Annotated in this window: 16 protein-coding genes, 1 tRNA gene and 4 pseudogenes; 7 read left to right on the top strand and 14 right to left on the bottom strand. The window is 35.5% G+C overall.

The features are described 5' to 3' along the window. Positions 1 to 4 precede the first annotated feature (4 nt). Entirely contained in the window at positions 5 to 967 is a 963-nt protein-coding gene (gene dusB / locus R0F62_RS00690) for a tRNA dihydrouridine synthase DusB (RefSeq protein WP_274979235.1), read from the bottom strand. A gap of 25 nt (positions 968 to 992) precedes the next feature. Then, positions 993 to 2180 carry a Ulp1 family isopeptidase gene (locus R0F62_RS00685; protein ID WP_274979234.1) on the bottom strand — a complete coding sequence of 396 codons (1188 nt, stop codon included), beginning with the start codon at positions 2178 to 2180 and terminating at the stop codon, positions 993 to 995. 80 nt (positions 2181 to 2260) lie between these two features. On the opposite strand from R0F62_RS00685, the gene serS reads away from it, so the two are divergent. Further along, entirely contained in the window at positions 2261 to 3538 is a 1278-nt protein-coding gene (gene serS, locus R0F62_RS00680; RefSeq protein ID WP_038198549.1) for a serine--tRNA ligase, read from the top strand. Between the two features lie 34 nt (positions 3539 to 3572). Then, positions 3573 to 4844, top strand: coding sequence for a phosphoribosylamine--glycine ligase (gene purD, locus R0F62_RS00675; RefSeq protein ID WP_138264878.1), 1272 nt, complete (start codon positions 3573 to 3575; stop codon positions 4842 to 4844). Positions 4845 to 5472: 628 nt separating this feature from the next. On the opposite strand, the gene R0F62_RS00670 is transcribed toward purD, so the two are convergent. Next, positions 5473 to 8058, bottom strand: a complete 2586-nt coding sequence (locus R0F62_RS00670) for a WD_0033/WD_0034 family tandem repeat-containing protein (protein WP_317051384.1) — start codon at positions 8056 to 8058, stop codon at positions 5473 to 5475. A 413-nt stretch (positions 8059 to 8471) separates the two neighbouring features. Here R0F62_RS00670 and R0F62_RS00665 point away from each other — a divergent pair, with 413 nt between their 5' ends. The 3 genes from R0F62_RS00665 to gatC all read left to right on the top strand — a co-directional run bounded on the left by R0F62_RS00665 (position 8472) and on the right by gatC (position 10911). Then, a complete protein-coding gene (locus R0F62_RS00665; protein ID WP_006280296.1) occupies positions 8472 to 9338 on the top strand; it encodes an ankyrin repeat domain-containing protein in 867 nt (288 codons plus the stop codon). A gap of 303 nt (positions 9339 to 9641) precedes the next feature. Then, positions 9642 to 10568, top strand: a complete 927-nt coding sequence (locus tag R0F62_RS00660) for a ribose-phosphate diphosphokinase (protein ID WP_010962322.1) — start codon at positions 9642 to 9644, stop codon at positions 10566 to 10568. Next, complete coding sequence (gene gatC, locus R0F62_RS00655; RefSeq protein WP_010962323.1) at positions 10558 to 10911, top strand: Asp-tRNA(Asn)/Glu-tRNA(Gln) amidotransferase subunit GatC; 354 nt, start codon at positions 10558 to 10560, stop codon at positions 10909 to 10911. The genes R0F62_RS00660 and gatC overlap by 11 nt, the downstream gene beginning before the upstream one ends. Before the next feature lie 41 nt (positions 10912 to 10952). Here gatC and R0F62_RS00650 read toward each other — a convergent pair whose 3' ends face one another. The 11 genes and pseudogenes from R0F62_RS00650 to R0F62_RS00600 all read right to left on the bottom strand — a co-directional run. Continuing rightward, a complete protein-coding gene (locus tag R0F62_RS00650; RefSeq protein ID WP_274979020.1) occupies positions 10953 to 12215 on the bottom strand; it encodes a protein TolB in 1263 nt (420 codons plus the stop codon). Positions 12216 to 12220: 5 nt separating this feature from the next. After that, entirely contained in the window at positions 12221 to 13855 is a 1635-nt protein-coding gene (locus R0F62_RS00645) for a ribonuclease J (protein WP_274979021.1), read from the bottom strand. A gap of 209 nt (positions 13856 to 14064) precedes the next feature. After that, positions 14065 to 15183 (bottom strand): molecular chaperone DnaJ, encoded by a 1119-nt coding sequence (gene dnaJ, locus R0F62_RS00640; RefSeq protein WP_012673045.1) that lies wholly within the window; start codon positions 15181 to 15183, stop codon positions 14065 to 14067. 82 nt (positions 15184 to 15265) lie between these two features. Further along, positions 15266 to 15343: transfer RNA gene (locus R0F62_RS00635), tRNA-Arg, on the bottom strand. A gap of 63 nt (positions 15344 to 15406) precedes the next feature. Continuing rightward, the gene (locus tag R0F62_RS00630; protein WP_274979022.1) at positions 15407 to 16354 is read right to left on the bottom strand and encodes a hypothetical protein; all 948 of its coding nucleotides are present in this window, start codon (positions 16352 to 16354) and stop codon (positions 15407 to 15409) included. A gap of 214 nt (positions 16355 to 16568) precedes the next feature. After that, positions 16569 to 16880: pseudogene (locus R0F62_RS00625) on the bottom strand (Rpn family recombination-promoting nuclease/putative transposase); the annotation flags it as partial. 95 nt (positions 16881 to 16975) lie between these two features. Then, a complete protein-coding gene (locus R0F62_RS00620; protein WP_197907114.1) occupies positions 16976 to 18001 on the bottom strand; it encodes a group II intron maturase-specific domain-containing protein in 1026 nt (341 codons plus the stop codon). Continuing rightward, positions 17947 to 18723 carry a reverse transcriptase N-terminal domain-containing protein gene (locus tag R0F62_RS00615; protein WP_213863355.1) on the bottom strand — a complete coding sequence of 259 codons (777 nt, stop codon included), beginning with the start codon at positions 18721 to 18723 and terminating at the stop codon, positions 17947 to 17949. Before R0F62_RS00615 ends, R0F62_RS00620 begins: the two co-directional genes overlap by 55 nt. Positions 18724 to 19173: 450 nt before the next feature. Beyond that, positions 19174 to 19476, bottom strand: a pseudogene (locus R0F62_RS00610) (PD-(D/E)XK nuclease family transposase); the annotation flags it as partial. Between the two features lie 52 nt (positions 19477 to 19528). Then, a pseudogene (locus tag R0F62_RS00605) lies at positions 19529 to 20908 on the bottom strand (IS4 family transposase). Positions 20909 to 20962: 54 nt separating this feature from the next. Continuing rightward, positions 20963 to 21533 (bottom strand): annotated as a pseudogene (locus R0F62_RS00600) (DUF6444 domain-containing protein); the annotation flags it as partial. Positions 21534 to 21871: 338 nt separating this feature from the next. Here R0F62_RS00600 and R0F62_RS00595 point away from each other — a divergent pair. Both R0F62_RS00595 and R0F62_RS00590 read left to right on the top strand, forming a co-directional pair. After that, positions 21872 to 21994, top strand: a complete 123-nt coding sequence (locus tag R0F62_RS00595) for a hypothetical protein (RefSeq protein ID WP_255322264.1) — start codon at positions 21872 to 21874, stop codon at positions 21992 to 21994. Positions 21995 to 21999: 5 nt separating this feature from the next. Further along, entirely contained in the window at positions 22000 to 22641 is a 642-nt protein-coding gene (locus tag R0F62_RS00590; RefSeq protein ID WP_010962336.1) for a protocatechuate 3,4-dioxygenase, read from the top strand. Positions 22642 to 22655 lie beyond the last annotated feature (14 nt).

Here is a 22655-nt window from a genome sequence, read left to right as displayed (position 1 = left end):
ACAGCTAGTGTGTCTCTTGACCAAAAAAGCCAATAATATTTTCTTTCACTTCTGTGCTATCTGTCATGTTATTTACTCTCACACGAAATTCAGATGAGCCTTGAAGCCCGCTACTGTACCAACCTATGTGTTTGCGGGCCATCTTTATTCCTGTGTCATTTCCATAGTACTCAAGAATATTGTCGTAATGCTCGAGTATGATGCTTAATCTCTCTGAAGCTGTTGGCTCAGAAGTTTCACTTCCACTGAGAAAGTTCATTGCTTGATTAATCAGCCAAGGTTTACCGTAGGCACCACGACCTATCATCACTCCGTCTGCTCCAGATTCTTTGAAAGCATTCTGAATATCATTTAAATTTTTAATATCGCCATTTACTATAACTGGAATTTTCACTTGCTCTTTAACATTTCTAACGAATTTCCAATCTGCTTGACCATTATAAAGCTGCGCTCTTGTTCTTCCATGCACAGTGATCATTTTTGCTCCTAAGTCTTCGGCAATTTTCGCAAGTCTCGGGGCATTGCGATTTTCATCGTTCCATCCAGTGCGCATTTTCACCGTAACTGGCATATTCACTGCTTTGACCACAGCTTCAATTATCTCAGCGGCTTTTTTCTCATCACGCATTAGCGCTGATCCTGCATAACCGTTTACAACTTTTTTAACAGGGCAACCAAAGTTTATGTCTATAATTTTTGCTCCCATGTCCTCGTTTAATTTTGCAGCCTCCGCCATAACATCTGGCTCACACCCAGCAAGCTGCACAGCAGTTAATGCATCGACTTTTGCTTTTTGCAAACTCTGGCGAGTTTGCATAATCATAGCTCTGCTTGCGATCATCTCTGAAACTAACAAACTTGCACCAAGTTTCTTCACAATACTTCTAAACGGATAATCAGTCACTCCAGACATTGGAGCTAAAATAACTGGAGAATCAATTGTCAAATTTCCTATTTGGAGGGGCATAAGGTCAATGGTAATTTTTCATTGATTACATAATGCAACACAAACTTGCATTCTCCCTTGAAATAGAAGACTGAGATGTTTTCGTCCTTGGCGGACGCTTACGATTTCTTAGATCTTCCTTACATTTCTCATCTTCCATAAGCGCTCTTGTAAATTCTTCTCTTTTCTCATTCAAATCAAATTTATATTCTGATAACTTTTTGTCAATTTCGTCAAATGATTTGTCTTCGTTAAGCATTTGTGTAATTTTATGAGCATTTTCTAACGCAAATATTCCACAGTTATACCCGTCACTTTGCTGCTTAGTTGGGGAAATTCTTATGTCTAATACCCATTCCTCTTTTTGCAGTTCTCTTTTAACAATATTTAGCACATTATCTGGCAATTGATTACCAAATGAGTCACAGTAATAAGCTCTAAATTTTTTATCACCTGCATCAGGTTTAATAACCAAAGTTACCCAATGATTGTTGTTAATATGAAGAACCGAAGTAAATATCAATTTAGAATTTTGTTTTAATTCACCTCTATAATTCTGAAGAAATTCTTTTGTGAGTTCGTCCCAACCATTAGAATAGCTAGGAGCAAGAAAATAGACATTATTATTACTATGTTCACTTTGTGAGTACCCATACACAACTCTTGCAATATGTGTAATGTCATCATCACATAACCAGTAAGCATAATTTCCTCTGTTTGTCTGATGCACAAGAGTGTCCAAATTTTCATGAAACTCTTTACCACCCAAACCACTATCTTTTGAAGCAATAGAACTTCTGCGACTACTGTTCTCTGAAACAGTTGACCCATCTTCATTATCTGGTCCAGGAAAAATACCACTATCCTCATCTGGAGTTTTTTGCTCACCTTGACTTGCTCTTTTTCCATTAATATAACCCTTCGCTAAGTAAAATAAAGGTTCAACAACCATTTTGTATGCTACTGTAAGAATTGTTCCCATTAAAACCCAAACTACGGGGTTAGAGATGAGCATAGCAAGTGGAAAGGTCAATAGAGGGGATCCTATTACCGCCCCTAAACAGCCAGCAGCGAATGTGGCTGCTAGGCATACACAAGTAGCGTAGATAACGAATTCCTCACCAGCAAAGTAAGTGCTCTCTTTCTGATTATTTTTTGTAATGCCCAGCATACTACACCCTATGAACGGTAAGTTAATTAAATTTAAACAAATTCTAACAAAAAAATCAACCATAATAATTTTAGTAGTATGAGAATATATTGAATATTAAGAGCTTTTGGAGTACAGTAACAATGTTAGTAATAGCACAATATATGCACGATATAGAATATATACGCAAAAACCCTGAAGGATTTGAAAAGGCAATGAAAAGCAGGGGAATTAGAGAATCTACTGCGGAAGAGATATTAGAAATCGATCACGAGAAAAGATCATTAACCACTAAACTGCAGGATTTGAATAGGCAGCGCAATGAAATCACAGAGGAAATAAAAAAGCTTAAAATGAGCAAGAGCCCCTGTGAAGAGCAAATAGAGTTGTCAAAAAGCATCACAAATGAGATAGAGGCAATCAGCTTAAAAGAACAAGCAGAAAAGGATAAGTTAGTGAATGTTTTATCTAACTTGCCGAATATTCCTGCGCAAGATGTGCCAATAGGCGCAGATGAGAACTCTAATTTAGAGGTGAGAAGATATGGAGGAAAAAGACAGTTTGATTTTGTACCAGAATCTCATTATGAACTCGGAGAAAAATTAGGGTTAATGGACTTCGAACAAGCGGCGAGAATTTCCGGATCAAGATTTACGATATTAAAAGGACAGTTAGCTAAGCTTGGACGAGCGCTAATAAATTGTATGCTTGAAATGCATGTTAATGAATTTGGCTATACTGAGGTGTACCACCCGGCTTTGGTGAAAAACGAAGCTATGTATAATGTTGGTCAGCTACCGAAATTTTCTGACGATTCGTATTTAACTACCGACGAATTGAGGTTGATTCCCACAAGTGAAGTGTTTTTAACAAATTTAGTTGCTGACAAAATAATGGAAGAAAAAGAACTGCCTATTCGCTTTACTGCATATTCGGAGTGCTTTCGTAAAGAAGCAGGTAGTGCAGGTCGCGATACCAGGGGCATGATAAGGCAACACCAATTTGGTAAAGTGGAGTTGGTAAGCATCACAACTGAAGACCAATCAAATGATGAGCTTGAGCGTATGACGAGTGTTGCTGAAGAGATATTAAAAAAATTAGAATTGCCATACAGAGTAATGCTGCTTTGCAGTGGCGATATGGGTTTTGCTGCACAAAGGACTTATGACATAGAGGTATGGTTACCTGGGCAAAATAAATATAGAGAAATATCAAGCTGCTCAAATTGTGGTGCATTTCAAGCAAGAAGGATGAACGCTAAATACTCTTCAGAAACTGATAAAAAGATGAAAAAATATATTCACACTTTAAACGGCTCAGCTTTAGCTATAGGAAGAACGATTATTGCCATAATGGAGAATTATCAAAATTCTGACGGGTCGATTGCAATACCAAACGTGTTGCAAAAATACATGAGTAATGATACTGTTATAAGCAAATAATAATTTTGACATATAGAAAAGCGAGGAAATAAAGATGAAGGTTCTGGTTATAGGTTCTGGTGGGCGTGAGCACGCTCTACTTTGGGCTCTAAAAAAATCTCCTATCTTGACTGAGTTATATGTAACTCCTGGTCGCCAAGCTATGAAAGATCTTGGGGCTCTTGTGGATGTAAATATTCAAAATTCAGTGGATGTTACACAATTTTGCAAGAGAGAAAATATAGAGTTGGTTGTTATTGGTCCAGAACAACCAATAATTGATGGGCTTGCTGATGATTTAGTTGCAGAGGGAATAAATGTTTTTGCTCCAAGTCAAGCAACTGCAAAACTTGAGGGATCGAAGTCTTTCACCAAGGGACTATGTAAGCGATATGGTATACCAACTGCCAAGTACGAGTGTTTTGTTGATGAAGGGTTAGCTAAAGATTTTGTACGTAGCAATAAAATAAAGTTTCCACTTGTAGTGAAAGCAAATGGAATTGCAGCAGGAAAAGGGGTGGTTATATGTAATACAGAAAGCGAAGCTTTTTCAGCAATAAATTCAATGCTAGTGGAGAAAAAATTTGGTGAATCAGGTGAAGAAATAATCATAGAAGAGTTTTTAGTTGGAGAAGAAGTAAGTTTTTTTGCTCTTATTGATGGGTTGAAAGTAGTAACTCTTGGGTGTGCAAAAGATTATAAGAGAGTTGATGAAAGTAATGAAAGCCAAAATACTGGAGGTATGGGGTCGTACTCATCACCTTCAATTATAAGTAAGGACATGGAGCAAAAAATTATCCAAAAAATAATATACCCTACAGCTCAAGCATTGGTTAACATGGGTACGTCTTATAAAGGAGTACTCTTTGCTGGTTTAATGATTTGCAAAGATAGCCCAAAACTTCTCGAGTATAACGTTAGATTCGGTGATCCAGAAACGCAATCTATATTACCTAGATTTGATTCAAATTGCGATTTGTTAAAATTGATGTTGTCAGTTGCAGAAGGAAAGTTAAATGTCAAAATGGTGGAACTTAACAACAAATCTACAGTTTGTGTAGTTGTTGCAAGTAAAGGCTATCCGGGTGATTATCAAAAGGGAGAAGTAATTAAAGGATTAGATAAGATTGAAAGCATTCCTGGTGTGTTGGTGTTTCATGCTGGTACTAAATTCGATGAAAGTGGTAACTTAGTTTCCGATGGCGGAAGAGTGCTAAATATAGTAGCAGAAGGGAGCACTATAGAGGAAGCCAAAAGTAAGGTGTACTCAGCATTAAATTTTTTAGAATGGCCAGGGGGCTTCTTCAGATACGATATCGGTAGTTAATGTTAGCTGTCGGTTAGCAGGTGGTTCACAGAAACGAAAAACTTCCTTGACAAACTCCGCCAGCCCCCTTATCATGAAACTGAAGCTATTGTATTTGCTTTCGCCAATCTGCAGATTAAAAGGTAAGGATTACTTAATGTATCGGCGTCTTATGTTCAATTTTTTGCAGTATATAGATACTGTATGTCTTTACAAAACTTCATCTACATCTAGATTTTTATCTAAATAAGCTGAACGCGCTTATAAAGCGTTACAAGACATCAAAAAATGCTAATACTCGACAGAGATAGTAAAAGACTAGCTAATGCGGGGATTCTTTGTCTTTTTTTCTGCTTGGTAAATTTCTTAAACATTTGCAGCATAGGTTAGTTGCAATTAAAAGCAGCTAAATCTTGCTTGTCAAGCGTTTAAAACATAAAAAACGCCAATATCTTAAAGCAGATAATAACCCCAGGGCTTCTTTTGCCTTTTTTTTTATTTGGTAAATTTCTTAAATATTTATGGCTAAACGACAATCGTCATCCCGCAGCGGGATCTAGAGATACCGCGGCGGTATGACGTAGGGAAACCTTTCTTGGGTTAGCTATAAAACTAATCAGCATCTTGTTTAGCACATATAAATTAAGTTTCACAAATATAGTGCTAAACCTTGAAAATATGTTATAGCTACTTCTTCCAATTTAGTGGTGGGTTTTGACAGTACACATGTTATTTTACTAGCTACCAACTCAAGTGTCACAGAAGTTGCAATCATTTTAAATGTCACAGAAGTTGCAATCACTGCATTTATATTCTGTACTTTAACATTTACTCTACTTTCTATTAGAGGCTTTACCCCCCTTACATCATTACGTACAGCAGTATGATTTATTTCATTTTCAATTCCACTACTATGCTGCAACAAGATATCCCCATTAACTTTTATTTCAACATTTTTGTCACTACTACCATTGTTAAAATTTAATCCCTCATCTCTTCTACTTTGTCTTTTTTCTTTTAATTTTAATTCAGTTTCTCTTTTATCAAGGGTAGGAAATGGGATGTGAGTTTTTTCCTGACCATCTTGATTTATAGCTCTTGTTGTATTAAAAGCTTCGTTGCTTTTACATGATATTGTATAAGTAAGTGGTGTGCAGATTTTTTCTTCACTATCTGGATATTTTATAGTTATTGTTGCATTAAGAATGTCTTTCAGAATATCATTTTCTCTAGCTATGTCTAAAATTTTTTGAATAACTTTGCGATCATGTAATGCGGCAAGTAACTTATCAGTTACTTTTTGATTATTTTTATGTTTTATGGTTATTGTTGTGTTAAGAATGTCTTTCAGAATACCGTTTTCTTTAGCTACTCTTAACATTTTCTCAACAGCTATACTATCTTTACGTAGTATAGCATAAGCAAGTGGTGTGCAAGTTTCTTCCTGACCATCTGGATATTTTATAGTTGTTGTTGCGTCAAGAATGTCTTTCAGAATACCGTTTTCTTTAGCTACTCTTAACATTTTCTCAACAGCCATACTATCTTTACGTAGTATAGCATAAGCAAGTGGTGTAACAGTTACTCTCCGACCATCTAGACATTTTATAGTTATTGTTGCGTTAAGAATATCTTTCAGAATACTGTTCTCCTTAGAGATTTTTAAAATTTCTTCAATAGCTATACTATTTTCACGCAGTATAGCATAAGCAAGTAGTGTGTAAGTTACTTCCCGGCTATCTGAATGTTTTATAGTTGTTGTTGCGTCAAGAATGTCTTTCAGAATATCGTTTTCTTTAGCTACTCTTAACATTTTCTCAACAGCTATACTATCTTTACGTAGTATAGCATAAGTAAGTGGTGCGCAAGTTTCTTCATGACCATCTGGACATTTTATAGTTGTTGTTGCATCAAGAATATCTTTCAGAATACCGTTTTCTTTAGAGATTTTTAAAATTTCTTCAATAGTTTTGCTATTTTTACATGATATAGCGTAAGTAAGCGGTGTGTAAATTTCTTTCTGACCATCTAGATATTTTATAGTTGTTGTTGCGTCAAGAATGTCTTTCAGAATATCGTTTTCTTTAGAGACTTTTAAAATTTCTTCAATAGTTTTGCTATTTTTACATGATATGGCGTAAGTAAGCGGTGTGTAAATTTCTTCTTGACCATCTAGATATTTTATAGTTGTTGTTGCGTCAAGAATATCTTTCAGAATACTGTTCTCTTCAGCTGCTACTAGAATTTCTTTAATAATTTTGCCATCCTCCCAGAACATAGCATGAGCAAGTGGTGTGTAAGTCACTTCCCGGCTATCTAAATGTTTTATAGTTATTGTTGTGTCAAGAATATCTCTCAGAATACCGTTTTCTTTAGCTACTCTTAACACTTTCTCAACAGCTATACTATCTCTACGTAGTATAACATAAGCAAGTGGTGTGTAAGTCACTTCCCGGTCTAGATATTTCATGGTTGTTGTTGTGTTAAGAATATCTTTCAGAATACTGTTCTCTTCAGCTGCTACTAGAATTTCTTTAATAGCTTTGCTATCCTTCCAGAACATAGCATAAGCAAGTGGCGCGTAAGTCACTTCCTTGTTATCTGGATATCTTATAGTTGCTGTTGTGTTAAGAATATCTTTCAGAATACCGTTCTCCTTAGAGACTTTTAAAATTTCTTCAATAGCTATACTATCTTCATATAGTATAGCATAAGCAAGTGGTGTAACAGTTGCTCTCTGACCATCTGGATATTTTATAGTTGTTGTTGCGTTAAGAATATCTTTCAGAATACCGTTTTCTTTAGAGACTTTTAAAGTTTCTTCAATAGTTTTGCTATTTTTACATAATATGGCATAAGTAAGTGGTGTGCAAGTTTCTTCCTGACCACCTGGATATTTTATAGTTGTTGTTGCGTCAAGAATGTCTTTCAGAATACCGTTTTCTTTAGCTACTCTTAACATTTTCTCAACAGCTATACTATCTTTACGTAGTATAGCATAAGCAAGTGATATAATAGTTGATTCTTTACCCCGATGTTTACTTACTTCCGTAGTAAGAATCCTTTGTTTTTCCTTTTCAGATATTTTTTCTAGTTCTTCAGCAATGCTACTTTTTTTGCCTTCTATTTTTGATGCTAATTTTAAAATACTTTTTTCATCTTTCTCTTTCAATTTCGAATCGTTTACCTGATGAGTCATTTTTTTTCTCAAGGTCTTTCTTATTAAACTAAGCATAACATTTTCTCTCTTCGTGGTTATAATATTTGCTTTTATGAATCAGTTGTGTTGATAATGTATTAATTGCATAGTTCAGACATTGTTTTATAAAGCAAAATTTTAGTAGACCACCTTACAAGAACGTTTCTTGCTAATTCTGAATCCGAAAAAAGGACGCAGTAAAGTTATTTGTAAGGGAAGAATGAAACTTGTAGCTATAGCTAAACTGACTTACGATAATTTGAAAAACCGTCATCCCGCTGCTTGTTAGCGGGATCTAGAGATACCGCGGCGGTATGACGGTTCGCAGTGGTATGACGGTTCGCGGCGGGATGACGATAAGCTCGTCATCCCGCTACATTAATATTGTATTAATAAAAACTTAATAATAATCCTTAATAATATATGAACTAACATGTTTGCAATTTCGTATGACAGAGGAAACAAAAGATGGATATGCTTCCTTATACGTTGCAATTCAGGAAGGTAATATTGAAGCTGCAGAACTACTAATAAAATGTGGCACAAACGTCAATGATCATTATGAACGCAATCGTACGCCACTGCATATTGCCATCGGACGCAAACAATTAGAAATAGCAAAATTGCTGATAAAAAATGGAGCAAACGTTAATGCAAAAACTCAAAATCATGGTAAAGATGATCTAACACCAATGCACTTTGCAGTTTTTGCAAATACGCCAGAATTTATAGAATTACTAGCTAGCCATGGTGCATTGATTAATGAAAGAGAAAGTACCGAAGGGTATACTCCTCTTCACTTTGCTGCTTTATATGGGAACAAAAATATAATACAAGCCTTAATTGATAAGGGACAAGATATTGAAGATGTGGACAATAATGGGCGAACAGCTCTGTTTTTAGCTGCTAGGCAGTGCACTGAAGCAGAAGATGATAGCAGAATAGAAATTATCAAGTATTTGATAGACAAGCTCAAAGCAGATGTAACAAAGAAAGACAATAATAACAATGCAGTACTCTTTCCTGCCGCTAATAATTGCCCTGGAAAAGTGGTAGAATTCATCATTGAGCAATATATAAAAATCTTTGAGTTAGAGAATTTTATCAACCACAAAAATAATGATGGAATGGATGCTTTGGATATTGCGCTGAATAGTGGAAACGAGAAAGCTATTGAAGTATTAAGATCATATGGAGCAGATATCAAGAATAAGGTAGATGGTAGCATTCAAAAAATTACTGCAGAAAAACCAAGTAGTACCCTAGACAGAGCAGAAAGTGCAGAGGTAGCGCCTCCAATTAAGCAAAGAGTATAAAGCTTTTTATAAAGCGATTATAAATTTCAGTAAGTTGCAGAGGCTCTACAATGGGAAGTGTAGTATGTTAGCAGATACAAATGACTAGATAAATTATATTTCATTAAAGTCATTTATCTTGAAACATAAGCAGGATTTTGTATAGTTGTTTCAATTTGGGTCTATATATTGAAACAACGCGTGAAAATGACAGGTCATTGTACAAGAGGTATCTAATTCACCGACAAGAATGCTAGATAAAGACACTTACATTTCAATTATTTCACAATTTCTGTATAATCTTAAAAACTCAATTAGTGCGTTATGAAGATAATAATAGGTAATGCTAGTAAGGAATTAGGGGAATCAGTAGTTAACCGGCTAGATGTTCAACCATCCTCTGCTTGGATATCAAAGTTTACCGATGGTGAGGTAAATGTAGAAGTAGCAAATGATCTATATAATCAAGAAGTATATATAATACAATCTCTTTCTCCCCCTGTGAATGATAATCTTATGGAGCTTCTGCTTATAATTGATGCAGTAAATAGATTAGGAGCCAAAAGGATAGTAGTAATTATCCCTTATTATGGATATAGCAGGCAAGATAGAATTATCAAGAACAATAATGTGCAGTCTGCTTTAAGTGCCAAATTAGTTGCAAATCTTATTCAAACTGCAGGTGCAAGTAGCGTTGCAGTTATTGATTTGCACTCAAGTCAAATTGAAGGATTCTTTGATGTACCGATAACTAATTTGAACTGCTTTGAAGCATTTGTTGACTCTATACACACAGAAAATTTGGCAATTGTTGCACCTGATGTTGGAGCAATTGGCAGAGCACGTGCTTTTGCAAAGACTTTAGAGGAAAAGTACAAGATAGGGTTAAATGATAAGATTATTGTAGTAGATAAATATAGGGAGAAAGCAGGCACATCTCAAGTAATGAACATAATAGGAGAAGTTGCAAATAAAAATTGTGTCATTGTTGATGATATAGTTGACTCTGGTGGAACATTGTGTAATGCAGCTCTTGCTTTAAAAGGCCACGGAGCAAAGTCCGTAATTTCATGCATCACACATGGCGTGCTTTCAGGAAGTGCAGTTGAGAAAATTTCTTCCTCTTCTTTAGATAAATTAGTGATTACGGATACCATACTTCACAAATTTGAAAAAACTGGTAAAATAGAAGTTGTTTCGGTCGTAGATATTTTAACTCACTTTATCCAAGGAGGTAAAGATGCCAGCTAAGTCAACAGAAGACGTTATTACTTCACTAATAGAATTTGCAAATAAGAGAAAAATAACAATTACCAAAGAAGAAATGCTTAAAATTGCACAGCTTGTAAGGATTAAGTTATCAAATGACGAGATTGATCACTACTCCAAAGAACTGACAATGCTGGATTGGATACATGATACTTTATTGCAAGTTAATACTGAAGGTGTTTCTCCTATGCGTTATGGCAGCATAGACAAGGACATTCATGTACGCGATGATGTTATAAATTCTCAAAACATTAAAAAAGAGATATTGTCCAATACAAAACCTGAGCATGGGTATTTCGTAGTGCCAAAGGTTATAAGCAATTAAAGTAAAATAAGGCTCATATCAAATCTATAATAGATCTACTTTCAAAAATAAGACCAATCCGGTAAAGAAGCATTTGTGGGAGTGGAAACCATTTTTTGATTTTTCTTTACTAAGTCTACTAAATATAGTTTAGAGTTGCTTGGTGATTCTGTTCTTGTAAAAATGATTTCTCTACCATTTGGTAACCATGCCGGGGATTCAATTTTATGCCCCTCTGAAAGCAGACGTTCTTCTTTGCCATCTGGCTTCATAACTCCTATGTAAAATTTTCCTGACTGAATCTTTGTAAAAGCTATCAGATCTCCTTTTGGCGACCAAACAGGCGTAGCATATCTTCCACTTCCAAAACTAATTCTTTTAGGTTTTTTACTTTTGTTAGTAAAATCGATAACGTACAGTTGCTGACTCCCACTTATATCAGAACTAAAAGCCATATACTTTTGATCTGGAGAAAAAGAGGGAGAAGTGCTTATAGCTGAACCTTTAGTAATTTTTTTTGTTCGGTTACTACTTAAATCCAAAGATAATATATTCGTTTCACCACCCAATGAGTGGGAAATTAAAAGAGATTTACCATCGGGAGAAAATCTTGGTGCAGAAACAACTCCTTCAAATGCGCTGATTATTGATTCAGTGTTATCTTTTAAATTTTTTAATATTATATAACTTTTACCATTTGCGTACGAGATATAAACAATACCCTTTCCATTTGGTGAGAATCTCGGTGTTGACACAAATCTATCGCCATTTGTTAAGTATTTTATATTACTTCCATCTTGATTCATCACAGCAATTTTACGCACAGATTTGTAGTTGCTATCTTTTTCTTCAGCGATATACGTGATTTTTGTGTTGAAGTGCCCTTTCTCACCAATTAATCTATCATGTATCACATCCGAAACGAGGTGACCAATTTTTCTCCAGTCTTTTGCTGGAAAAACAACTGACTGAGTAAGTAATTCTCTTTTTGTAAAAGCGTCAAATAAACGAAATGATAGCTCTAATGCACTACCAGATATTTCGCTTAAACTTACTGTGACTACAGTATCGCTTTTCCAAGATTTAGATTCAGCTTCCGCGCCACGTTTTACATTAAATAAGCCACAATTAGATAAATTTGTTCCTATTACCTTTGCAATATTTTCGCTTAATTCGCTTTCCAACGCTGTTTTACATGTACATTTAGATACAACAAGACCAATGTTACCAACACTGCTTTTTTTTATATCAACATATAAAGCAGCTTTTGTAAAATAAGGAATAAATAACGAAATAAATAACACCAGATGAACGAATAGCTTCATTCATTTCATACCTGTTCTATCTGAACCTCAATTATAGGCCTTTTTAGTAAATATTCCTTTAAGATACTCAATATTGAACTTTCAATCTTATTTTTAATTTTTTTTGTTGGCTGCAAACTAAACAACGACTCAACTTTCTTGACAATTTTCTGTATGGTAGCTGCATCTTCTAGCACTTCAAAAACACCAGGTACAAATACTTTTGGTTTAGCAAGCAATTTATTTTTCTTGTTTACAACTGCTGTTACCACAATAACTCCGGCATCTCTCATTCTTTTACGCATTTTTATAACACTGCTCTCCGGATGACGTAGCAACATACCATCAATACCAAAGTAGTCAACATCAATTGAATCAACCTTTTCTCCGTTCTCCAAATTAACAATATCACCTGGTGCAATCATTATTGCTTTTGCCACACCGCACTCTTTAGCAAATTTTACATGTGCATGCGTGTGAATATATTCGCCGTGAACTGGAATAGACATCTTCGGTTTTATTAAAGAATACATTTCCTTTAGCTCTTCTCTTGTTGGATGCCCAGAAGCATGAACATGCTCTGTTTTTTCAGTAATAACTTCTACCCCCATCTCAATAAAGGCATTGAGCATGTTGTGCGCACGAGTTTCATTTCCAGGAATGATTTTTGACGAAAAGATCATGGTATCACCTTGCTGCATTTTAAATGCTTGATGACTCTTAGCAGCAAGTCTTGCGGTAGCTGCCAGTGGCTCACCTTGACAACCTGTGCAAAGTAGCACCAGTTCTTCCCTTGGAAAATTTACTGCTTCCTTTGCTTCAAGAAACTGAGGAGAATCAGTTAAATAACCACTATCTTGCGCAACTTTCACTATTCTCCATAAAGATCTACCAAGTAAAACTACTTTTCTATTTAGTGCTTTTGCAGCTTGGCTTATCGTTTCAATTCGTGCCACATTTGAAGCGAATAGCGAAACAGCAACTAATTTTTTAGACCGCTTTATTATGTTATAAATATTATTATAAATTTCACCTTCTGACTCAGGGTGATGCTTGCTTAATATATTGGTTGAATCGCAAATTGCTGCAAGCAGGTCACCTTTATCGCCAATTTCTTTTAGATGCTCCATATTAGAAGTTAATCCAACAACAGGTTTTGGATCAAATTTCCAGTCTCCGGTATGGAGTGCACTACCCATTTCAGTGCTAATTAATATTGAATTTGCCTCAGGAATTGAATGAGTTACATTTATAAACTCGACGGTAAAAGGACCCAAATTTATGCTGCCATTTATGTCTACCTCTTTCACAGGCACTATACCTTCCAATCGAAATTCTTTTAGTTTCTCTTTAAGAAAATTAACCGTAAACTTTGTTGTATATATGGAGCACTGCAACTCTTCCCACAAGTGGGGCACTGCACCGCAGTGGTCCTCATGTGCATGTGTAATTATTATTCCAAGTAAATCTTTTTTTCTTTGAGCAATAAAATCTATATCAGCAATGAGCAGCTCAACACCTGGCATAGTTTCATCTGCAAAACCAACACCAAGGTCGATCATAATCCACTTACCTTGGTAATGATATAGGCTAACATTCATCCCGATTCTTCCTACTCCCCCAAGCGGAAGAAATAAAAACTCATTTTTGTTTATATTCATTAAATTTAAATTATTAAAACCTGAGAATAGCAAAACTTCGACCTTAAATAAAGAAATTTATTGCTTTTACATAGTTTTAAGGAACTAAGAAGTTTCTGTTGGCTAATAATAACACTATTGTTAAGTTTTCCATTAATAAGGTCAAAGAATTGCAGGATTAAATGAAAACCCGTAAACAGTTACCCCTTTAATGTCATTTAGCAGATTTCTTATTTTTTTTTTACTTTACTAAAAAACCCTTCAGATTGCTGTTGTACACTTGCATTTTCCTCTTCTTCAAGCGCTTTTAATAGTTCAATTTGCTTTTTAGTTAAATTTTTTGGATTTAAAGTCTCAACTATTACCTGTACGTATAAATCACCACGAGCATGTGAGTTCATATATGGCATACCCTTTTCCCTACAACGTAGTTTGGTACCAGTTTGAGTGCCTTCAGGGACCTTTACTTTTATTTTAGCTCCATCAATTGATTGAATATCGATTTCACCACCAAGCACTGCTAGTGTCATTCTTATAGGCACTTTACAGTGTAAATCTGCTTTATTTCTAGCAAAGATTTTATGGAAAATTATTTTCACGTATACGTATAAATCTCCACTTTTTCCACCTTTTGTTCCAGCTTCTCCTTTACCACTTATCCTTACCTTAGCTCCTTCTTCTATGCCTTTTGGAATTGAAACGGATATATTTACTTCATCTCTTCTACGTCCACTTCCACCACATTTCTTACATTTGTTTTGTATTATTTCTCCTTCCCCATAGCATGTAGTACATGTTCTTTCGATGGTAAAAAAGCCTTGTTGAGTTCTAATCCTACCGCTTCCCTGGCATGTGTGGCACTGAACTGGTTTAATTGCTCCTTCGCCACCTGTGCCTTGGCATGTATCACATTTTACATTTGTCACATAATGTATAGGCGCTTGTATTCCTTTAAATGCATCTTCTAAGGTAATTTCAAGATCATAACGTAGGTCTGCTCCAGATACTCCTGTTGTACTTCTTTTTGCTCTCGATCTACTTGCACCACCACCGAATCCTCCACCAAAGAAGTCATTGAATATGTCGCTAAAATCTCCTGCAGAGCTAAAGCCTTGAAATCCACCAGAAGCACCTTCGTGGCCATAACGGTCATAGCCTGCCCTTTTCTCAGAGTCAGACAGAACTTCATATGCAGCTGTTACTTCTTTAAATTTTTCCTCTGCTTCTTGATTGCCAGGATTTCTATCAGGATGATATTTTAATGCTAATTTTTTATACGCTTTTTTTATCTCATCAATACTGGCATTTCTGCCTACTTCCAGCAGATCATAGTAGTCTTTTTTGCTCATATATAATAGTTTAGTGCTTAACCTTTAAAGATAGGTATTACATATATTAATTTCAAGTGTGACTTCTGTTTCCTATAAAATGTGGTGCACCCTGAGCGACTTGAACGCCCGACCTTTTGATCCGTAGTCAAATGCTCTAATCCAACTGAGCTAAGGGTGCTTTCACAAAGTTAACTTTAGCAGGTTTTGTAGCTTGATTCAATTAATTTGGCTAAAAATAAAACTATTGATTTCTATCATACGTGAACCCCTCACAATTCTCAAACTGCCGTTTCGCATTAGAATTATCAAATTCACTACAAGGAGGAGCAGTTGGAGTAGTATTAGGATCTTGAGAAAAGTAAGGAGGTGGTGCATCATAACGAGAAGAATCTCCATAACCATGCCCTTGTCTAAGACAGCTATCTACCGCTCCTTTAGCTTTCTCGATATTTTCTAATTCTTCCTCATGCTTCATATGAAAAGCTAAACCACCAGCAAAACATACGAGAGAATTAACGCCAAGGATAGCTAAACCCCACACTGGTAAGACTGGGTAAACAGCACAAGCTACCAAAGCTGCCAAAGAAACAACGCCAACCGCAAATTCTATATTTCTGAACGTTTTAAATTTACTATCCAGGTAATCTGTTTTTTCTTCTTTTCTAGCCACTTTTCTGCTGCTGTTATACCAAAAACACATACCAGCATGGAAAGCAACACACACAACTGCAGCTACTATACCCAAAGCTAATAGCTTTCTACTGTCTTCTGATTCTTTTTTATTCTCTTTTCTCCCTTGATGAGTGGTATTACCATTGTTAATATTCGTTATATTATTAACCGTAGTGTGCCCACGTCCACCGAATAAAGAATCCATCCAGCATTGTAATAGCAAATAATCCCAAAAGTCTAAACCTCTATTGTGTACATGTATATGTGTAATCTGAGAGCCTGTAGGTTGTGCGTTATTCCCTGCGTTATATTGATCATTTCTGCTTCCTGTATCGTGCCTATTGCTTGAATTTGGATGTGTAAATTCTTCATACACATTTTTAAAATTCTCCTTGCTCCAAGTTAAATTCGGTGTATTATTACAATACTGTAGAAGCCCTTCAATATTATTATTATTACCTAATTTCTTTATATAGGCTAACGCATACCTTTTTAAAACACTATCACTTGCTACCATAAATACCCTCTTAAGTTAAGATTAAATTAATAAATATTTATTATAACAAGATAACATCTACTTGTCAACTTGAGCCTGATTCAAGTATCCGTTCAGAGTGTGGCAGAAGAACTTATTCAAATAAAGTAGGTGGTAAAATATAAACATTTTATAAAGTGAAAAATGGACTTTTCAGACCACTGCCGAGCTAAAAAAGCCCTGAAAAACGTGATACTTAGGCCACTTCTTGCTTAAGCTGTACAATTTCAGCTTGAGAAAGGCCAGTGGATTCAGCTATTAAATTAACAGATACACCAGCTTTAAGTAAATTTTTTGCAACTTCGATTTTTCCTTTCTCTATACCTTCCTCAAGTTTGTATTCAAGAATGGCTTCTTCTTTCCGCAGATCCATTATTCTTTCTTCATATGCTACTAAATCTTTTTCATTCCAGCTAAACCTGTCTAATTCATCGTAGGCTAACTTTATTATTGGTGATTTTTCTGCTATATTCCTTAGGTCTTCATCTGTAGTTTCATCTGCATACTGTTGTCTAAGTGAAGAAGGTCGCCCCTCCTCACTCGACTTCAAAACCGTACGTGAGACTTTGCGCCTCATACGGCTTCTCTCTAATTTGGTGCTTGTCATGCACACCTCCTGTGTAATTCATCGTGACAATGCCCATGTAACAAAGATAAATTTTTGATCATATTGTTTCGTCTATTCCGGTCTTTATGATGTATTTCTATTATATCATCACTTTCAAACCATAGTCTACAATTACCGCATTTACTTTGTTGTAACTTCAATAGTTTTATTACTCTCGATGGCTTATCTGGTATTTCTCTAAGACGATTACCCCAATATACCCAATCACCATCATATGGAGATCTGGTTTTTTGCACTTTGATATGTCGTTTAATAACATGATCGCTGTGTATAATAAGATGTATCTTGTTACTTGTCATAAAACGCCAGTTATCGTTATTATACTTTTTAAAGTATTTTCTTTTTATCCAGCATTTCCCTTTGTTTGGGTGCCTAAAGACTGCCCACTTCCAGAGCTTTCTATGTATAGTATTATCCAATGAGCTAAAGATTTTACATGAAACTACCGAAGAGTAATATTGACTCCATCCTCTGTTTATTGGATTGAGATTCCTTATTATTACTTCCTGTGGCGCCCCACGCATTTCTCTAAGTTTATGTTTAATAGCAAATGTATGCTGCTTTATAGAATTACGACTTGGTTTTATTAATAATGTGTAACCTTTTTTACTTTCTTTTGTTGGATATTGTCTTATTGAAAATCCAAGAAAATCAAATCCTGGTTTTGTTTCGTCAATGGTTCTTAATGTATGAGAAATTCTTGTTTTAGAGGGCTTTAATTTTAGTCCAATGGTTTCTAACCATTCTTCAACTAAAATTTTTGCTTTAAGAATAATCTCTTCGTTTTCATGTATGATGACAAAATCATCACAGTAGAAAATTACACTAATAGACTTTTGCGCGTTTTTATGCGATATCCTACCATATTTTCTTTTCATGCATTGAAAGAGTTCGTTTGTTAATGCTTTTTTGACATGTTGCTCTAATCCGTGTAATGCAACACAAGCTAGCAACGGTGCCTCCTTGAATTGTACCACGTTTTGTGGATTGAAGCTTTCCATCTTCCATAACACCCGCTTCTAACCATCCTCTTATGATTTTCTTTAACGCTGGTGTGGTTTTCAAGCAGTTTATTATGGTTAATATTGTCAAAGCATCCAGAAATATCAGCATCTAATACATATGCTGTTTTCTGTTTTAGCACATTAAATATGGCTTCAATTGCATCATGACATGATCTACCAGGTCTAAAACCATAAGTGTTTGGCTCAAGTTTTGCCTCCCATTCTGGTTCCAACACCATTTTTACAAGCGTTTGTTTTGCTCGACACGATATAGTTGGTATACCAAGCGGGCGATATTCCGATGGCTTACCAGGTTTTGGGATCCAGACACGTCTTGATGGCTTTGCCTTCTCTCTTATATCTAAGGAGTTTGCCAATTGCAATCTTTCTTTTTGACTAAGGTTAGCTTTTCCATCAATACCTGCAGTTTTTTTCCCTCTGTTGTCCTGAGTTACCCTTCTAACTGCGATCGTTCTTGCACTTGTTGATTTGAGTAATAATCTCTGAAGGTTGTGCATCTTTTTGATATCATTACATTTAGAGGCTTGGTAAATTCGTTTTTGTAGCTTAAATGAAGATTTCTTCAGCTTTCGCCAAGGAATTCCATTCCATTCATACCTAGCTTTTTGCTGGTCCATAACATATTCACTACTATTCACCACTTTACCTTCCAAATTAAAGTGTTTACGTCTGCATATCCCAGATATTACTTTGGGCATTAGCTTCTTAAACAATCCTTCCACATAGCAGCTTGTGGTTGGCTACCTACTTATATTTAATGAATATAAGAGCTTTTATGTGGTTACTCCGTTCCATAGCTTCGTTTCACGTTAAACTTAGATTCCTACTATTTGCCGGAAGCTGGGAACATCAATAACTAAAGTCTTCAATCTTTAGTTCCCCTTTTGCTTCGTACCATTTTGGTCTATGCGTAGTTCAACCTCTTTTCGCATACTATGCTTTGACGACAATTCAAACATAGGTTCCTCTCGTAATCATATCTAACTCTGTTTGCAGGGATTCACCATGAGGTTTAGTGTTACCTGCTTTTATCTCATACTTGCATCCCAAAGGTTGCCATCCTTTGAAATGTGAGACATACATTATCCCCGATGTCTAGGGAAGATGGAATTTAACCATCACAAAACCACGGCTTTCCGGGTCGCACTGAAGAAAAATAACCAACGATCCACTATGCTTTCTAGCTGTTCTTCCTTATTCTTAGGAAATTTAGGTAGTTCAATAAATACAAATTGAAAATCTTTTAAGTCATGCTCATTGGTTTTCTCATCTCTTATAGTGTGGCTGGATATATAATCAAGCTTATCAGGAAATAAATTACAATTAGAGATAGCAATAAAGAAAACCTTCTTTAAATCAATGTACTTACCAGATTTATCAGCTTGCCTTGAGTAAGCCTTAGCAGCATATAGTTGAGCTCGTTTCTCAAAACCTTTATCACGAGCAAACTGGTCAGGTAAGGAAGCAGTATTACTACTACTCCCTCCCTTAGAAACCTTACTATTACCCACAAATATGAGGTTCATGAGCAAGTCTCCATCCTTCTGCTAGATCAAAGAGACGTCTCCACCCTTTCCAAAGAGTAATTGGTCCTGGTTTTGGGTCGCTTTTTCTTGCTAAATGACCTCCAAGTTCACGAAACGGCTTCTTTTATAGTAGGGGCTATATTTGGACATGGTTTCCTGTGTATTTTAACATATAAAACTTTCCATTCTTCCTCAGCTAATAAGGCAGTACATAGTAATGTTGGGTTAGTTCTTGCAATTGATGTAATAAAGAAAATTCTCCAAGCAATAATGCTCATGACTGTTAAATACCTCATTAATCTTTCTGCTGTTCCAAGTCTACATTCCTCAACTTTGAGACCAGATTTTAAAATCTTATGCAATATCTCTATTTTCCATCTCAAACAATACCAACTAACTTTTTCAACAGCTTCTTCAAAAGTACTGACCGGAAAAAAGCATCCACTCTAGAGGACTTGCTTCGGGAGGAGAGTTTTTTTCAACAACATGAATTGCGTGAAGTTGTAGACTCTGTCGGTTTATATTTTATGTGACCTTCTTTACATTTTATATGGCCTTCATGTGATAAATTTTCCGAATCTAATTTCTAAAAACGCTGTCCTTTTTTGCTTGTTATCTCTAGCAGGGATTTCAACTTCTACTTTTCCAGCGCAAGGGAGGCCTTGGATAAATGACCATAATTTTTGCTTGTTCCTGGTATGCATGAATTTTTTATTTACATTTCTGTTGTGGCGAGCTCTTACTAAAATTGCTGAGTTAAGATTATGTGCAAGTTCAAAAAAATCATGCATATCTGCTTCTCTGTCACACACAGTTATAGCTTCGGTTTGGGCCAGATCTATAATATTATTTGTTTTCTTTAAACTTTCTAGCCATTTCATACTTTCTTTATCCTCAATATGAACGTTGTTACGATGGCTCTTTAGTCTTTTTTCTTCTTCAGAAATGAGTTGCCTCGAGTAAATCTTTTGATCCAGTATTCCCAGCTTCCGTACTAACAGCAAGGGCTGTATGCATTACTGCTCCTTTTTCAGCAATAGTTCCCAATCCGCTTATGGCTTGAGTATGAAATATAAGTTGTATCTTGAATCACAAGAATTCTTTTATGAGCTTTTGTTCTTTCAACTGTTTTATCAATGTGTGAAGCTAGAATATCGACTTCTTTTACGTTCTCATTTTGAAAAAAACGTTATGCTGCTTTTGCTTCTAACCAACTTCCGCATGCCTCATTAATTGAGCTTTCAGGTAAACTTATCAAACTATCAGCAATCTTTACTAATCGGTCAGTTAATCTTTTATCTCCAAGTACAGCATCTCCAAATTCATTTTTAGCCCATTCATTACTCTCGTTTGCCATTTTTATACCCTCAATATTTGCAAACTTTAATATTGTAATACTTTATTTATAAGTACATTTATATTTGTGGGTAATAGTAAGATTTGATATGCTGCCAACACTTATGTTCAAATTAAAAATGTCATTTATGATACTAGCCACTTCACGCTTTGAGTTTTTGTAAAATCCGCTGAGTGCTGCAATTATAGACTTAACCCTTGGACCAAATGTATCTGGCGTAACACCTTCTGGTAACTTGCTACTTTTTCTTTTTCTGCATCTCCAACAACGACCATGTTCCAATTACTACATAAGGCCTAATTTCCGGAAGATCAACTTTTTGGTGAACATAAGGTTTTTCGCATATTACAAGCTCTCCTCCGCATTCGCAAATATTAGGCAACTCTATTTTTACTACTTTATCCGCTTCCATTGTGGCATGAAAATTTCCTTTATGCCCAACCTGATCGCCAACATTCCTTTCGCTTTTTGGCTTGTCCTTTTTTGTTTTGTACAATTCTTTAGAGCTCGGTAGAGATGAATTTTTCGAGTTTAAACCAAGCCTTTCCTTTAATTCAGCGTTCTCTATCTTTAAAGCTTTATTTTCTGCTTTTAAGTTTTCTATCTCTGCTTTCAGTTTTTCTATTTTTTGCTGTAAATTTTTGCAAAGTTCTCAAAGGTTTACCACATTACCTCACTTTTGCTCTATGATTATCTTTATTATCTTGCTTTGTCTACCTTATTCTACCACTCCGCTGAACGGATACAATTTACTAAACAGAAAAAAAGGCAAAAGAAACCCTAGGGTAGCTAGTTATTCACTATCCATTTTTTAAGTTGGCGTTTTTTAATGTTTTAAATAGCGCGTTTCAGCTTGTGTAGGTAAAAACCTAGAAATATTGTGAAGACATAAGGTGCACATAGTGCAAAAAATTAAAAATAAGACGCCAACTACGTTGTTTTCTTGCTGTTTAATCTGCACAGATGAAGATAACTGAATACCTTCAGTTTCATGATAAGGGGGCTGGCGAAGGGTGTCAAGCAAGTTTTTTCGTTTCTATTTCCAATAAAAGTTTGTTATATGGTTATGCAAGAAGTCTATTATAAATGAAATGAATGTGAAAAATATCTTGTTAGCACTTTTAGTACAAATGATATTCAGTTTGCCGCTATTTGCAGCTGATCCTGTTTTGCTCAACTGCATTAAAACTCCGGAAATATATGACCTTGATGCAAGGCCAAAAAATTTTAGCTCTTCAAACAATTTAAGAAGGAAACCTGGTTCTCCAAATAGTGCAATAGGGGAATTAATACACATAGTGGGTAGAATTACTGATATAAACTGCTTACCAATACAAAATGCTGTAGTTTCTATATGGCACGCGAATTCACGCGGCGTGAACCATTACGATAAGAATATAGAGGATGATCTGAATTTTGCTGGATCAGGAAGGTTTGTAGTGAATAATCTTGGCTATTATAATTTTATTACGATAGCACCTGGTAAAATTGGTGATAGAGCTCCACATATCAACTTTCTAGTTCAACATCCGGATTTTCCAGAATTCACAACGCAAATGTTTTTTGCTGACCATAATTGCGATAATTGCGCTGATCCTGTTCTTGAAGATTTTGTTAGTAATGGGCTTGCAAGCCTTCTCATAACACCATTTACTTACAGTGATCAGGTCATAAAAACCTATACGTTTAACATTACCTTGGGCGGATATAATAAGTTCTCTAATAAAAGATAAAAAACCTTGCATGT

The sequence above is a fragment of the Wolbachia endosymbiont of Drosophila aff. chauvacae BK-2020 genome, assembly GCF_032848195.1.
Taxonomy (GTDB): Bacteria; Pseudomonadota; Alphaproteobacteria; order Rickettsiales; family Anaplasmataceae; genus Wolbachia; species Wolbachia pipientis.
This window is presented reverse-complemented; position numbering and strand designations above follow the sequence as displayed.

Bases quoted from the DNA above. Each gene is read 5' to 3' on its own strand.
- R0F62_RS00620 (WP_197907114.1), bottom strand. From the start codon at position 18,001: ATGGAAAGCTTCAATCCACAAAACGTGGTACAATTCAAGGAGGCACCG.
- R0F62_RS00630 (WP_274979022.1), bottom strand. From the start codon at position 16,354: ATGGTAGCAAGTGATAGTGTTTTAAAAAGGTATGCGTTAGCCTATATA.
- dusB (WP_274979235.1), bottom strand. From the start codon at position 967: ATGCCCCTCCAAATAGGAAATTTGACAATTGATTCTCCAGTTATTTTA.
- serS (WP_038198549.1), top strand. From the start codon at position 2,261: ATGCACGATATAGAATATATACGCAAAAACCCTGAAGGATTTGAAAAG.
- R0F62_RS00685 (WP_274979234.1), bottom strand. From the start codon at position 2,180: ATGGTTGATTTTTTTGTTAGAATTTGTTTAAATTTAATTAACTTACCG.
- purD (WP_138264878.1), top strand. From the start codon at position 3,573: ATGAAGGTTCTGGTTATAGGTTCTGGTGGGCGTGAGCACGCTCTACTT.
- R0F62_RS00595 (WP_255322264.1), top strand. From the start codon at position 21,872: ATGAAGATAACTGAATACCTTCAGTTTCATGATAAGGGGGCTGGCGAA.
- gatC (WP_010962323.1), top strand. From the start codon at position 10,558: ATGCCAGCTAAGTCAACAGAAGACGTTATTACTTCACTAATAGAATTT.
- R0F62_RS00615 (WP_213863355.1), bottom strand. From the start codon at position 18,723: ATGCCCAAAGTAATATCTGGGATATGCAGACGTAAACACTTTAATTTG.
- R0F62_RS00645 (WP_274979021.1), bottom strand. From the start codon at position 13,855: ATGAATATAAACAAAAATGAGTTTTTATTTCTTCCGCTTGGGGGAGTA.
- R0F62_RS00670 (WP_317051384.1), bottom strand. From the start codon at position 8,058: ATGCTTAGTTTAATAAGAAAGACCTTGAGAAAAAAAATGACTCATCAG.
- R0F62_RS00665 (WP_006280296.1), top strand. From the start codon at position 8,472: ATGACAGAGGAAACAAAAGATGGATATGCTTCCTTATACGTTGCAATT.
- R0F62_RS00590 (WP_010962336.1), top strand. From the start codon at position 22,000: ATGAATGTGAAAAATATCTTGTTAGCACTTTTAGTACAAATGATATTC.
- dnaJ (WP_012673045.1), bottom strand. From the start codon at position 15,183: ATGAGCAAAAAAGACTACTATGATCTGCTGGAAGTAGGCAGAAATGCC.
- R0F62_RS00660 (WP_010962322.1), top strand. From the start codon at position 9,642: ATGAAGATAATAATAGGTAATGCTAGTAAGGAATTAGGGGAATCAGTA.
- R0F62_RS00650 (WP_274979020.1), bottom strand. From the start codon at position 12,215: ATGAAGCTATTCGTTCATCTGGTGTTATTTATTTCGTTATTTATTCCT.